The following is a 14,149-nucleotide window of genomic DNA, read 5'->3' as shown; positions in this document are numbered from 1 at the left end:
GTTGCGAAGCGCCCCCCGCGCATGAGTTCGAGACGCTGAAATTGCGACGATTGAACGCCTGCTCCATCATATCAGCAGAAAGAAAAGTCAACGTTGGCGCCTCTCACCCACAAAGCGCGCGCGATCGCCGAACTGCCGTCAAGGGCGACCCATGCGCACGATGTCGCTAGGTTGCGGCAGTACCGGATTACGCCCGGCTGTGCCATCGGATTATGGTCGGCAAGCGCTCGCCAAGGCTATGCCGACATAGCTATTTAGTTTTCATGCATCTTTCCGGGCTGAACGTAACGGTCAGGGCGCTCGGCTTCCACGACAAAGCGAACCGAGGCTGCCCGGATTGGGCCCCATACCGGTTCCCTGTGTTGGCGGGCGATCCCATGCCAGGAGAGTCCGTAAGATAAATGATTCGGGCTTGTTACGCTTCGTGGACAATGAGCACATCGTACGCCTCAAAATTGTAGTGGTGGGGATATTCGCCTGACGTAAGGACCCTTTCGAGCAGCAGTGGTAGGTTGAACAGAAAAAGGTGCTCTTTTGCCCGCTCAAGCACTCATCGATTCTGACCGTTGCCTGGTGATGTCAATAGATCGCGAGAGTGTCGCGCGGCCGTTGAACACGTGCGCAACAACCTATCTGGGACTTGGGCTCGTCGGCGGCACACACTGGCGCAATGTCATCGCGCCGGAAGACGTAGCGGCCGTCGAATCTGCGATGTCCCTCCTTGCCGACGCAGTATCGGGTACTAGCATCGATGCGAGATTGCGTCGCGAAGACGGTGAGTACAGGTGGCATGCACTGCACCTAGAGAACCCTGTTACTTCAGATCGAGTCACTAGCGGCGGCTGCGTGATCATTGCCGTTGACGTTCACGAGTACAAGTGTACGGTGCGAGCGATTGAGCAATCAGAGCATCGCCTGCAGTGCGCTCTTGAGGCCTCCGCCATCGGGGCGTGGGAATGTGACATGAGAGCAGGCATTGCACATATTAGCGGGGTGCTGGCACGGCTATATGGACTGGACGAATCGGTGAGAACGGTGCCGTTGGACGTCCTCTGGGACAAAGTAGTACCCGAGCAGCGAGCCTTGTTGAGGCGAGCAGTTTTTGAGGGAGTGGCAGGGCGGGGACCATTTGAGATCGAGTTCGAAATCGGATTATCGTCGGATAGGCCGCGCTGGCTGCGCATGCGCGCCGAAACGCGCGACCACGCACCCAACAAGGCGAGTGCGGCGACAACGGTGTTCGGAGTGACGTCGGACATTACCGCAGACCCGACTACGCGCGCAATGCTCGCTCGAAGCGAGCGCCGCTATCGCGAGCTTGCGCGCTCTTCTGCCGCCCTCATCTGGTCGGCCGATCAGACCGGTGCGATGCGCCCAGTCGAAGGTGAGGAAAGTGAGTGGGAAGCCTTCACCGGTCTGCCATCGCAGATGCTTGTCGGTCATGGCTGGCTTGATGCAGTCCATCCTGTCGATCGCGAAAGCCTGCGCGACGTATGGACAGAAGCATTGCAGGGCGACAGTGTACGTGAAGCGACGTTTCGGATGCGACGTGCAGACGGCGTTTATCGGTTTATGCACGCGAGGGCGGTGCCGATGTGCGATGAGTCCGGGCGCCTTGAGGAGTGGTTCGGCACAACGAAAGACGTGACCGACGAGCATAACGCGAAAGCAGTCAGCGAAGCGCGTCATGTTCACCTGACCCTTGCGATGGAGGCGGCCAATATTGTCATCGTAACGCTGAGTCTACAGAATTACCTGGTCACCATTGAAGGGGCGAACGTCGGCGCGCGAGTCAGAGGCCAATTGCCGCGGCAAGTCAAAGTCGCTTACGACGTCGCGCTCGCCCGCATAGTCCGCGACGACCGGCAAGCGTTGGAAGAGGGGATCCGCCGACTCGTGAGCAACGAGGAAGACTACGCAGATTTCGAATTTCGAGTCAGGCGGGCGGACGGCGAGCACTGGATGACTGGCAGCGCGCTGTTGCGACGCGGCAACGATGGAACACCGGAGAGCATTATTGCTAGCCTGCTGGACATCAGCGACCGAAAGAAGATGGAGCTTGCTCTTCGCGACGCACATAAGCGTAAGGACGAGTTCTTAGCTATGCTTGCCCATGAACTGCGTAATCCCCTGGCTCCGCTGCGGACCGGGGTGACGCTGCTGCAGCGAAAGGCGGCGAACAAGGACCCGCAAGAAATTATCGCCTTAATGGACCGGCAGATATCTCACCTTACGCGACTCGTCGACGACCTTCTCGAGGTATCGCGGATAACGCAGGGACGAATCACTCTCGCGCGCGAGCCGCTGCTCGTAGGCGCAGTTGTCTACGCAGCGGCGGAAGCCGTCGCATCTTTAGTCGAAGAGCGGTCGCAGACACTCACTGTCGACGTGCCAAGAGATACGGCGTGGGTATTCGGAGATGCGACGCGCCTGTCGCAAATAATCGTCAATGTGCTCAACAACTCGATCAAGTACACCCCGCGCGGCGGTAGCATTTCACTTCGAGCTTGCGCTGACGGAAGCGAAGTCACCATAGTCGTGTCCGACACCGGCGCGGGCGTCGCCAAAGAACTGTTACCCCGTATCTTCGAGCTATTCACGCAGGGCGAGCAAACGCTCGACAGGTCAAAGGGCGGGCTAGGAATAGGCCTATCGCTCGTGCGAAAGCTCGTCGAGCTGCATGACGGGGCCATCAGCGTCGCAAGTCCGGGTTCGGGCCGTGGAACGACTGTCACGATGCGCTTTCCGCGCCTGCGCACGGCGCGCCCGACCGTTCCTGCGCCGCCAGCACCGGCAGCCGAGCGGCGTTCGACCCTGAGAGTCCTCATCGTCGATGACAACCGCGATGCGGCCGATTCTCTCGGTCTCGTCTGCGAGGACGAAGGACACGTGGTCTGCGTATGCTACGGAGCGACCGATGCCTTGAAGCGGTTTGCCTCCTTTTACCCAGACGTCGCCCTGCTCGACATCGGGCTGCCGGAAATGGACGGCTACGAACTGGCCTCTCGCGCTCGTGCTAAAGGAGCCCGGGAGCCGGTGCTAGTAGCGATCACGGGATACGGTCAGTTGGACGATCGGCTGCGAGCGCAGTCTGCTGGCTTCGATCACCACTTTGTGAAGCCGGTCGACATTAGCGCCCTGCTGGCGTTACTTAACTCGCTCCAGGTGGGCGGCTCAGCCGAGCGCGTGCCGCCGGGTGCTTCTTAACCAGTGCCTGGCTCCGGGAGGCAGGGCAGCGGTACGGTCATTGCTCAGAGGGAAGTAGGCCTGCAGGCAAGCGTTCCGCTGCTGTCGCACTCAACGAACCGAGCCCACAATGAACCGTAACGCTTGCGAAGGCGATCCTGACGGCGCTGCATCGAAGCAGCACGGAATCCAACATCATGACGTTAGCTTCAAGTTGCTTGTTGATTCCGTCAGGGACTACGCCATCTTCATGCTCAGCGAGACAGGCGTCGTCGCAACCTGGAATCCAGGCGCCCAACGGCTCAAGGGCTACGCCGCTTCCGAAATAGTCGGACGGCACTTTTCGGTGTTTTACACGCCGGACCAGCTCGCCTCGGGGCGCCCCGAGACGGTGCTGCGAAAAGCACTTGCAAGCGGTCAGTACATGGAAGAAGGCTGGCGAGTAAGAAAGGACGGCTCGCTCTTCTGGGCGAGCATCCTGATTTCGGTTATCCGGGATGAAAGCGGACGGGTGGCTGGATTCGCGAAGGTTGTGCGCGACATGACCGAGCGTCGCAGGCTTGAGGAACTTGAAGCATCTAGTCGTCGCATGAATGAGTTCCTTGCCATGCTCGGGCACGAGCTGCGCAACCCGCTGGCGCCGATTCGCAACGCCGTTGGGGTCCTTCAACGCCAAGACTTGGTCAGTCCCGATGTCCTGCGCAAAACACGCGATCTTGTCGAAAGGCAACTCGCGCACATGACCCGGCTCGTCGATGACTTGTTGGATGCAGGGCGGATAACGACAGGGAAGGTGAAGGTATCTGCAGCGCCGATTCGGATGCAGGAAGTCGTCGAACGTGCTGTTGAAGGAATTGACGCAATGGCCGACGGCAAAGCGCAAACACTCGATGTGCAAATGCCGGCGGAGCCGTTAATGGTCAATGGCGACATGACGCGTCTCGTGCAAGTCTTGCAGAACCTGCTGCACAATGCCTCCAAATTTACGCCGGCCGACGGACTGATCTGCGTAAACCTCTCGCACGTGCAGCGAATGGCGATGGTTCGCATCAAGGATAACGGGCGTGGAATAGAGGCGGAAGCGCTTCATCGGGTGTTCGATCTTTTTACGCAGGAAAAGGACCCCAGTGCGGCACGAGAGGAAGGCGGACTGGGCATTGGCCTTACGCTGGCTCGCTCCCTCGTCGAACTTCATGGGGGTAGCATTGACGTCAGTAGCTCTGGTCGGGGGCACGGAACGACCTTCACAGTCTGGCTTCCCGCACTTGAGGGGAATGTTCGAGCCAAGTCCCCGGGGAATCTCCGAAGATTCGCGTCGCCGCGGCCCTGAAAGTCTTAGTCGTCGATGACAATGTCGACTCGGCCGACAGCATGGTATTACTACTTGAAGTCCAGGGGCACATGGCACGGAAGGCGTACGGGGCCGCGGAAGCGATCAATGTGGCTGGAGAATTTCGGCCAGACCTGATCTTGCTTGACCTATCGATGCCGCTCATGAGCGGGTATGAGGCAATTACCCGGCTACGCGATGTGGTGAGCAGCGAGACACTTGTCGTTGCCGCAATGACTGGTTTTGGTTTAGAAGAAGACCGTCAAAAGACCCGAGCCGCTGGGTTCGACGCGCACCTCACTAAGCCGGTGGCGCCCTTGGAACTGGAAGCGATTATCGCGACGGCCGATCGAATGCGCGCCAAGGACGTCATCTAGCGTTAAACTTTGTTCAGCCCTTAGGGTCGTTGGACGCCTGCCCCCGACCGACGGCTCATGCCGAAGGCGGCTCTCGAGAATGCAGATCGTTCCGCAAGAACTGCCAGCAGTCGACAAAAAGGAATTTAGCGACGTTTGATATGTTCCCTAACGTTGCCGCTAGACTACGCGCGTTGCCGTCTTCGACGGCGCTCTTGCTCGTGCCTGCCTGTGACGCGACGGCGTCGATTTTCCTGCTTATTCATGATTTTTCCTTTCTGATTCAAACGCCATTTTACCGAACCGGTGGCGGCGGCGGCGTCAGGACCAGTATCGGACGAGCGCGCAAAAATATGCCGACGAGGCACCCTGTCCCGTCGCAGGAATCGGTCGCCAAGCCGGACGCGATAGCGGGGTTCGCCGGCGAAACGTGTCCGGCTACGGTTTCCCGTTCACCCTTGTGGCGCCCGCTGCGCCTGCGCCCCGCCTTGCCTGCCACGATAGCGCCCCTTTCAATCCGCATTTCGCGTCGGCCAGCGGGCGAGTGCGGCATCCAGCCAAGGCGCACTTCACAGCTCTGCGGTACCCCCGTTATCGTCGCGCGTATCCACGTGTGCTTAGCCGCAAGGGTACGAGGCGCTGGAAGCGTCGAGTGACCAAATCCTCGGCGGGTCACGTGAACCGCTTTTCAAGGTAGCTCACCGTTTCGCTGCGAATTTGCACCTAAGGCAGCAGTGCGACGGGCGTATTTCGGCGCGCCCGTCTGCGGCGACGTGCTCGGTGGCGCGGCACTAACCCAACACCTCGGACAAGCCATCGCGCGCACTGTGGGCGCATTCTTGAACCTGGTCCGCGTCGCGGCGCTCGACGTGCACGCGGCTACGTCTCAAACGGGGAGCATGTGATTCGCGCAAACCGCATTCCGGAGACTCATTCTCCCAAGGCATGGCAGGTGCTGATGGTTGAGGTCAGTTTTGAGGAGGGGACACACGATGACCAATGAAAGGCGACGACTTGGCGGCTGGCTGCCAAGCGGTGAGCAAGCGATTGCGCGCTTTCGCACGGAGTACGCAGACCACGCACGCAACCGCGCGGACAGAACGGAGCTGCACAACGTCACGCAGGAATTCGCTGCGTTCGTCCGCAACGATCCAGTGGTGCGGATGGAGTTCACCCGGGCGATCGAGCAGGCGCTCAAGGAAGGTTTCGAGCTGGGCTATTCGAATATCGCAGAATTGGTCGTGTTGCTTGATGCAATGCTGACGTACGCCCCGCCCTTCAGCGAGAAAAGCCTGATTCACTGCCCAATTAACGCATTGCTGGACTGGCCGATGGTGATGCCGTCGGGCTATGCGCTTTTTCGCGATCCCGCATTCAATGCGCATTTGAAGCGCATTCTGAATGTGTGGTCGGGCTTCCTGAGCGGGCCGTATTCGCGCGAGCATCTAAATACATCGGCGCCGAACGGATGGTTCAGTCCCGAAGCCGACAAGCAGATCGGCCTCTCACAGTTCCTATGCGATCCGGATAAGCCTTACTGGGGCTTCGCATCTTGGAATCACTTCTTCACGCGCGAGTTCAAGACTGGTGCGCGGCCCGTCGCGGAACCGGACAACGATAAGGTCATCGTGAGCGCGTGCGAGGCATCGCCGTACGCGATCAAGGAGGACGTCAAGCTGCGCGATTCGTTCTGGATCAAGTCGCAGCCTTATTCGTTGCAGGAGATTTTCACCGCAAAAGAGCCGGATCTTGCCAAGCGCTTTGTTGGCGGAGGTGTCTATCAGGCATTCCTGAGCGCGTTCAACTATCACCGCTGGCACGCGCCGGTGAACGGGACCATCGAAAAGACCTATCTCGTCGATGGCACCTACTACTCCGATGCGGAGTCCGAAGGCGAGGATCCCGGCGGCCTGAACGACTCACAAGGCTATATCACTGCGGTCGCGGCGCGGGCGGTGATCGTGATCGATTGCGATGATCCTGCTGTCGGCGAGGTAGCGTGCGTGTTCGTCGGCATGGCGGAGGTGTCGTCGTGCATGATTGAGGCGCTGTCGGGCCAACGCGTGAAGAAAGGCGACGAGCTAGGCTACTTCCAGTACGGCGGCTCCACTTACTGCCTGTTTTTCCGGCCCGGCGTGATCCAGAGTTTCGTGCCACAGCCGCCGTTCAATGGCGACGATCCTCCTGTCAAGGTGAACGCGCATCTCTGTACCGCTCGATGAGTATGCGCCGCCTGGCTCAGAAGGTCCGCGCGGATCCCGCGCTTCTCGCGCGGGCATCCAGCAACATCGAACGCTGGGACAGCATGTCAGTGCGTAGACCTCTCCCACATCCGGTCGAGCGGGCGAGTCTCATCGAGCAGGGCATGGACGTTGTGCTGGCTTTTGCGACGGAGGACAGTGAACATGGCATTGCAGTCGGCAAAGCGTGAATGCTGCTGACCCTGCGGACAGACCTACTGCTGACTTAGCGGCGTAGCTCGGTCCTCAGGCATCAGGTCGGAGCCGACGGCGCGTGAGCGAGTCCGTCCATTGAGCGAGAGTCGCTTTCGCAGACGCCGTCGTCGACAAGTCCGAGGCAGCCCGGTGCACATGGGCCGCTCCGACCGTTTTTCGTTTTTGCTGGAGCCGACAGGGGCACGGGCTTCTGAACGTCTCTAGGGGGTCAGTGTGGATTGCTGAGGAGGTCCGGTTTATCCGTTCCCGTTGCAAGGCAGGTCCTGCCAAAAGCGTGATGCAACTAATGGTCTTCGCTTTTCGGCGCCCGTAAGTACCCGCGGAGCGAACAACACGAAGCACCTGCGCGGCACCACGCAAGTCACGGTTTGCCCGCGCCAATCGAGGGTAAAGCTTAGCGTCTGCTTATCTGCAGAGATCTGCGCTTCTGGCACAAGCACTTTCATGAGCGGTGTTGCGATCACTTAGAGGGATTCGGACGTGTCTGGCGCGGGACGTACAGCGCGTGCTTCGGTTGGCGTCACCAGTCTACCCGGTGCTTCTCTTCGGTTTCCTGATGGCGGCGATCGTCGTCCACATGCAGGTAGATGCTGGTCGTCGTCAACGATGCATGTCCGAGATTGTCGCGCACGGTGCGCAGGTCCACCTTGCGGTCGGCCATGTGCGAGCCGGCGCTGTGCCGGAGCCAATGCGCGGACGCCTTCTCGAGCAGATCGGCTCGCGCGCTGGCGCCATCGTCGCGCTCGCGAAGGCGCGCCGCGGCGCGGGCGAATACATCCTTTACGATGGCGTGAAGCGCTGCGCGCGTCAGCGGGGCGCAGGTCTCGGTGCGTTCGTTAAACGCTGTTGCGCCAATCGGCAGCACGAGCGGGGTATCTTCGCTGGGCGACGGAAGGGCGCTTAGCCCAAGGTACTGTCGATAACGCGAGAGCTCCATCATCATCTCGCGCGTGGCCGGCACCAGCCGTTGCTTGTCGCCCTTGCCGTGGATGGTGAGCCACCAGCGCAGCGCACCGTCCGCATCGCGTCGCACGAAGAACTGCCCCATCGTGTTGCCGCCGACTTCCGCGATGCGCAGCCCCCCGAGATAGAGCAGCGTGAACAGCCATCGGACTCGGTAGGCATGTGCTTTTTGCCTCTCCGTTTCCTTCGGCATCGTCGCGATCACGTCCTTGACCTCCTGCCAGACGCTCGGTTCCAGATAGCGGGTGATGCGCGGCGCGGCATGTCGGGTGCGCTGGCGGGAGAGCGACAACGGATTGCCCGCCAAGTAGCCCGCCTGCACCAGCCACGAGAACATAGCGTTGAGGATCACGGTCGCCTGGCGTTGGCTGGACGGAGACAGCGGGCCGTAGAACGGGCGCCAGCGCGCGTCGCTGCGCGGATGCTTGCGACCGCCGCCGGCCACCCACGTCGCGGCAGGTTGGGGGTCGGCGAGAAACTGCTGATAGCGCAGGCAGTCTTCGTGCGTCAAGGAAGAGAGCGGCTTGCCCAGCACGGCGACGGACCAGAGCAAGAGCCTCTCGGCCTCCTTGCGGTAGTTCTCGAACGTGGTCCTGGTGTCGACAAAGCGCGACAACCAAGCCCGGATCGCGTCCAGATCGTTGCCGGCCGCGATCTGTGCGCGCCCGGTCACAGATCGGTTCGAACCGGTCGCGCCGTCGAGATCGCCGGGAATCACGAGCAATTCCAACGGAGTCGGCTGCAGCGCCGGCGGATGTGAAGTGGCGAAAGACGGCGCGGAGGTCACGTCGATTTTCCGGCTGATTGTCGAAGCAGATTCGACATTATAGCATTAATGTCAAACGCAGAGCGTCGCGGCGTTGGCTCTTATACGGACTACGTTATATTATGGACGGACTGCGCAACTTGTCTCGCTATGTCCGACCTCATTTCCGACGAAAGCCGTCTCGCGGCCGATATCGAGCGCCTGAAAGCTGAATTCCCCAAGACACGCGAGCTGTATCGCGAGGTTTGCGCGCTGCTGTTCTTCCGCTTTGGGGTTGCCCCAACGGCCAACCGGCTTTACAACCTCGTGCGACGCGGCACCATGAGCACCCCAGCGTCGGTGCTGAGCGAATTCTGGACGGAGCTGCGCGAAAAGAGCCGAGTACGCATCGAACATCCCGATTTGCCCGCGGACCTGAGCGAGGCCGCGGGCGAGCTGATCGGTACGCTGTGGACGCGCGCGACAAGCTCCGCGCACGCCGAGTTAACATCACTTCGCGATGAAGTCGAAGCGAGTCGGGCGCAAGGGGAGCAAAAGGTCGTCGCGGCACGTGAGGAACTGGGGCGCACCGAAACTGCGCTGGAACAGCGTACCGCTGCGCTGCTCGCCGCCCAGGTGGAGATTCGGGAGTTGGAGCGGCAACAAGCGCAGGAGATCGCCACGCGTAAAGCGCTGGATGCGCAACTCGCGCGTCTGCGTGAAGAGGTCGCCGCGCGGGAGCGAGAACTCGAGAAGGTGCGCGACACCTTCTCGCATGACTTGGACAAGCTCCGGCAGACGGCCGAGCGGGCCGAGGAGCGCTTACGCGCCTCGGAACGGCGTGCGCTGCTTGAGATCGACCGCGAGCGCAGCGCGGCGGCCAAGGCGCACAAAGAAGGGGCGGAGGCGGCTAAGCGTGCAGAGAAGCGTGAGGCAGAACTTCGTCGAACGGTTGAAGCGTTGCAGCAGCAGCAAGGCGATGCCCGGCATCAAGCAGGGCTGCTGCAGGGCAAGCTGAGCGCGCTGGAGTCTGCGTACGCGGAACTTCGAGCGCAGATGGAGTCGCTACGCGCAACACCCAGCGTTTCCTCGGTCCGCACACCATCGGCAGGATCGCGTTCGCCTACGAGGCGGGTCGCCCGAAAAGCGGTCGTCGACAAGACCGGTCGCGGAAAACGCAGTACCTGAAGCGTGGCCCAGCGCACCACGTGGGCTTGGAAGCCGACGTATAGAGGTGCCCGCGGCGCACACAAACAGAGAGAACCGGTGAAAAGATCCGCAGAGAACAAACTAAGAGTCGTTGCCGTGCGCATCGATCCCATCCTCGAACAACGGCTGCGCATTCTCGCGGAGGCAACCGGGCGCAAGCAGTCGTTCTTCTTGCAACGCATGATCGAAGAAGGCATGGACGCGATGGAGGATCTCTGGCTGTCGTCGGACACGCTGGCGAAGGTCAGAGCTGGTGGGGTTCCCGAGCGGCGAGATGCACACAATCGGACGGCAGACCTGTTTGGGGGGCACGCCATTAGCGCCCCCGAGTGAACCAGTGGCCCGGATCGCTGGAATCTCATTGTGGACGACGCAAGACGATGGCCGCGCGCGGCGTGCAACATCTTGTTGCAATCCGTGCCGAAGAGGGGGTCATCGACGCGAGTCTTGACGCGTTATGAGTAACAACGATGGCGGGAAGCGGCGGAAGCCGCCGGCGCATCGGACGACATGCTGTTGTAGCTCGAACGCTCCCTCACCACTACGGTACTGGAAACGCAATGAAAACGAAGGTGCACTTGTTCATTATTACGACGCTCGTTGCTGCTACTGCAGGGCAAGCACAAGCCGCAGGATGTCTGAAAGGGGCAGTGGTTGGCGGGGTCGGTGGCCACTTTGTCGGAAAGGGCCATGCGTTGCTTGGCGCAGCAGGTGGCTGTCTCGTTGGCCGTCACATGGCCAATAAGAATGCACAGGAGAACGGCTCTAAGGAAAATGGTTCTGCGCAGGTGCAAGGACCGCCCTCAGGGCAAGGGCAGTCGGCAACGCAAGGCTCAAGCTCGCCGAAACTACGTCAAGCTGGATCAGGCGACGCAAGCTAGCGACGTGCGCGTCGGCCCTCTGCCGTCCACGATGAGCCGTCGTCTAGCGCGCGTGCCGCGCATGTAGGGCGTGAGCACGGATCATATTGCGAGAAGAAGCGGGCGACCGGAACAGAAAGACGAAACGCCTGACCGCCAACTCGGAAGAAAGCCTGTGGGCGCATTTACCCATTTGCGAGTACTACGGGCAACGGGACGAGTAGTACGCCCGGCGCCTTACTGCAACACCGTTGCCTGCTTTCGTCACGCGATGCCGAACAGTGTTTCGACCCGCGCCGCTTACTCGCGCCAAGCGGACGCGAATGGTTCCCCCCGGTTGTTCAACTTCCACCCGCCGCCTGCGCTTCGTCAGCACCCGCGTCTGGCGAGGAGGTTCCGGCTTGGACGTCCAGCTGTTTCTCCGCCTGTGCCCAGAATTCCGCAGCACGGCCATCTGGGCAACCGGCTTCTTCCCAAAGCTGGTAAGCGAGCGAGCGGATTTGTTCTTCCGTTGCAGGTACGTCCATATCGATCTCCGAAGGGTTAGCTGCACACCGGTAGAGTCGGCCGCTACGTCGGTACGGTGGACGAAGGGCTTACGCGTCTATTCGGATTACTGCGTGCACGGTAACGCGAGAAGCTTGCGGTGTCCGTATTTCATGCTCCTTGAAGCTAGTTAGGAAAGCCCCAAAGTCCATGGTGCGTGGTGCATGGCTTGCGACTTATCGAACTTCCATGAGGACACAGCACTGACTCATTATATGGCGCGCGTTTCCATGATGAGTGCCCGGTCGCGACGATGCAACGAGCAGGCAGTTTCTTACTGTCCGAGAGCGCGGGGAGCGGCGAATATTGCGTCGCCCAGTACGGAGGGGACGGTCGGACTGGCGTGACGCTTGCTTAGTGTTGCCATTTTTTAGCGTCGTTGCGAAAGGCGGCCGCCGTAGGAGGAAAAATGAGTAAAGCTCGGGACGCAAGGAAGACAGAGAAGAAGGCGGCGACGAAGACGCCGAAGGAAAAGAAAGCCGCGAAAAAGGAAAAGAAGGAAGCGACGAAGCGGCAGTGACGACCTCCCCTTAGCGTACTCGACCCATCGTCGAATGCCGGTGACAGATCCACAGCGCGGCGCATGTCTATAAAGGCCTCGCCCGGTGCATTCGTACGAAATACTGATAGCATCACAGCTTCGGCATCGCACATCACCCGCCGCATGACAGAGACAGTTTCCAACCGCCGCTCCGCTTCGCTAGGCCCGCTGCCTTACGTGGTGGCCGCCACCTTCTTCATGGAGTATCTGGACACGACCATCATCGCGACGGCATTGCCGCAGATGGCGCGTTCATTCAGCACGAGCCCGAACGCGCTCAGCCTCGGCATGAGCGCCTATATGATCGCGCTCGCCATCTTTATCCCGGCGAGCGGCTGGGTCGCGGACCGCTTCGGCTCGCGCAGCGTATTCTTCAGCGCGATCGTCACGTTCACGCTCGCGTCGCTCCTGTGTGGCATCTCGCAGAACACGATGGAGTTCACAGCGGCGCGCGTGCTGCAAGGCATCGGCGGTGCGCTGATGGTGCCCGTCGGTCGACTGACCGTCGTGCGCAGCGTCGACAAGCGCCATCTGATGCAGGCTATCTCGACGATCACCTGGCCCGGCATCGTAGCGCCGGTCGTCGGGCCCCCGATCGGCGGCTTCATCACCACCTATGCGTCGTGGCGCTGGATCTTTCTGTTGAATCTGCCGGTGTGCCTCGCAGTGCTCATTGCGGTGCTCAGGTGGGTGCCAAATCTGCGCAGCGAGGAGAAGCTTCCGTTCGATGTCGCTGGACTTGTACTCAGCGGCCTCACGCTCACCGCGATCCTCTACGGCGCAGACATGGCGAGCCAGCCTGACACCAATCCGTGGATTGGCCTAGCCGCCATCGCGGTCGGACTCGTGATCGGCGTCGTCGCTTATCGGCATGCGCTTGGGCACGCACATCCGCTCATCGACGTCACTACGCTGCGTATCCCGACCTTCTCGGTGACAGTGATAACGGGCACGTTCACGCGCATCGGCATCGGCGCGGTCCCATATCTGTTGCCGCTGCTGTTCCAGATCGGCTTCGGCCTTTCCGCGTTTGAGTCCGGCTTGTTCCTGCTCGCGAGCGCGACCGGCAACCTCGGCATGAAAGCGCTGACGACGGTCATTCTCAAGCGATACGGCTTTCGCAACGTGGCAATCATCAACTGCGCCGTATGTGGCGTCTTCACAATCGCATGTGGCCTGCTCACGCCCGCAACGCCGCTCGCAATCATTCTGCTGGTTGTATTCATCTACGGCGTGACGCGTTCGATGCAGTTCTCGTCGCTCGCCACGCTCGCCTACGCGGACGTGCCACAGCCGCAAATGAGCGCCGCCAATACGATGTGGAATGCGGCGGCGCAGATGAGCATCGGTCTCGGGATCGCGTTCGGCGCGGTGGCATTGCGCCTGGCAGCGGCGCTGCATGACGGCGCGTCCGCGCAATCGCACGCCTTCACGCTCGATGACTTCCGGCTCGCCTTCCTGTGCGGGGGGGTGCTGACGCTCGTGACCATCGTCGGCTACGCCAGACTGGCACGCGATGCCGGGCATACACTTAGCGCTTCGCGCTGAAAAACAACGCCACCCCTTCCGCCCGCAGGCGACGCATTCGCCACCGGACGCGTCACCGAGGTGGCTGCGCCCGTGCAGAGCAATGCGATTACTAGTCCTGCTTTGTTCGGACGTCCCGGCGCTATCCTTGCGACTTCACGCCAGTCGGGGCGAGACAAGACATCGCACCGGCGCCGGACGGCAGAAGTCGGCAGCCGCTGGGCGCGGCAAAGCCGTGAACGTACCAAGTCGGCTAGCCAAGGAAGCCGTTCATGCCGCGGGGCTCCGTCGGCTTGCCTGCTAACGCGCTGCCGCTTGGGCGAGGATGTGTCGACGCTGCGGAATCGGCTGAATGCTAGCCGCGGCAATCAACGATTCGAAAGCGGGCACGCCTCGATTCAACGCTGACCATACCAACGGAGCCTTATAT

The 14,149-nt window shown here is 60.9% G+C and carries 9 protein-coding genes; 7 read left to right on the top strand and 2 right to left on the bottom strand.

All coding sequences use genetic code 11. The features are described 5' to 3' along the window. Positions 1–534: 534 nt before the first annotated feature. The 4 genes from LDZ21_RS28525 (at position 535) to LDZ21_RS28510 (ending at position 7,094) form a co-directional block, all read left to right on the top strand. On the top strand, positions 535–3,207 hold the full coding sequence (locus tag LDZ21_RS28525; RefSeq protein WP_244797854.1) for a PAS domain-containing hybrid sensor histidine kinase/response regulator: 2,673 nt from the start codon (positions 535–537) through the stop codon (positions 3,205–3,207). Positions 3,208–3,316: 109 nt separating this feature from the next. Beyond that, a complete protein-coding gene (locus LDZ21_RS28520; protein WP_244797853.1) occupies positions 3,317–4,516 on the top strand; it encodes a PAS domain-containing sensor histidine kinase in 1,200 nt (399 codons plus the stop codon). Beyond that, entirely contained in the window at positions 4,495–4,893 is a 399-nt protein-coding gene (locus LDZ21_RS28515) for a response regulator (protein ID WP_309775665.1), read from the top strand. Before LDZ21_RS28520 ends, LDZ21_RS28515 begins: the two co-directional genes overlap by 22 nt. Positions 4,894–5,864: 971 nt before the next feature. Continuing rightward, complete coding sequence (locus LDZ21_RS28510; protein WP_244797851.1) at positions 5,865–7,094, top strand: phosphatidylserine decarboxylase family protein; 1,230 nt, start codon at positions 5,865–5,867, stop codon at positions 7,092–7,094. 754 nt (positions 7,095–7,848) lie between these two features. Here LDZ21_RS28510 and LDZ21_RS28505 read toward each other — a convergent pair. Then, positions 7,849–9,036, bottom strand: a complete 1,188-nt coding sequence (locus LDZ21_RS28505) for a tyrosine-type recombinase/integrase (RefSeq protein WP_244797988.1) — start codon at positions 9,034–9,036, stop codon at positions 7,849–7,851. A 171-nt stretch (positions 9,037–9,207) separates the two neighbouring features. Between LDZ21_RS28505 and LDZ21_RS28500 the strand changes: the two genes are divergently transcribed. Both LDZ21_RS28500 and LDZ21_RS28495 read left to right on the top strand, forming a co-directional pair. Continuing rightward, positions 9,208–10,224: a DNA-binding protein gene (locus LDZ21_RS28500; protein WP_244797850.1), complete on the top strand. Its 1,017-nt coding sequence runs from the start codon at positions 9,208–9,210 to the stop codon at positions 10,222–10,224. Between the two features lie 117 nt (positions 10,225–10,341). Next, positions 10,342–10,578, top strand: a complete 237-nt coding sequence (locus LDZ21_RS28495; RefSeq protein WP_404981055.1) for a YlcI/YnfO family protein — start codon at positions 10,342–10,344, stop codon at positions 10,576–10,578. Positions 10,579–11,446: 868 nt separating this feature from the next. On the opposite strand, the gene LDZ21_RS28485 is transcribed toward LDZ21_RS28495, so the two are convergent. Next, positions 11,447–11,632, bottom strand: coding sequence for a DUF2934 domain-containing protein (locus LDZ21_RS28485; protein WP_244797848.1), 186 nt, complete (start codon positions 11,630–11,632; stop codon positions 11,447–11,449). Between the two features lie 683 nt (positions 11,633–12,315). Here LDZ21_RS28485 and LDZ21_RS28480 point away from each other — a divergent pair. Continuing rightward, positions 12,316–13,740, top strand: a complete 1,425-nt coding sequence (locus LDZ21_RS28480) for an MFS transporter (protein ID WP_244797847.1) — start codon at positions 12,316–12,318, stop codon at positions 13,738–13,740. Positions 13,741–14,149: the final 409 nt, after the last annotated feature.

It is taken from the genome of Caballeronia grimmiae (genome assembly GCF_022879615.1).
GTDB classification, from domain to species: domain Bacteria; phylum Pseudomonadota; class Gammaproteobacteria; order Burkholderiales; family Burkholderiaceae; genus Caballeronia; species Caballeronia grimmiae.
The sequence above is the reverse complement of the archived record's forward strand: the minus strand, read 5'-3'. Positions and strand labels throughout refer to the sequence as shown.

Coding starts and splice junctions, on each gene's coding strand:
- LDZ21_RS28485 (WP_244797848.1), bottom strand. CDS start 11,632: ATGGACGTACCTGCAACGGAAGAACAAATCCGCTCGCTCGCTTACCAG.
- LDZ21_RS28510 (WP_244797851.1), top strand. CDS start 5,865: ATGACCAATGAAAGGCGACGACTTGGCGGCTGGCTGCCAAGCGGTGAG.
- LDZ21_RS28520 (WP_244797853.1), top strand. CDS start 3,317: ATGAACCGTAACGCTTGCGAAGGCGATCCTGACGGCGCTGCATCGAAG.
- LDZ21_RS28500 (WP_244797850.1), top strand. CDS start 9,208: ATGTCCGACCTCATTTCCGACGAAAGCCGTCTCGCGGCCGATATCGAG.
- LDZ21_RS28480 (WP_244797847.1), top strand. CDS start 12,316: ATGACAGAGACAGTTTCCAACCGCCGCTCCGCTTCGCTAGGCCCGCTG.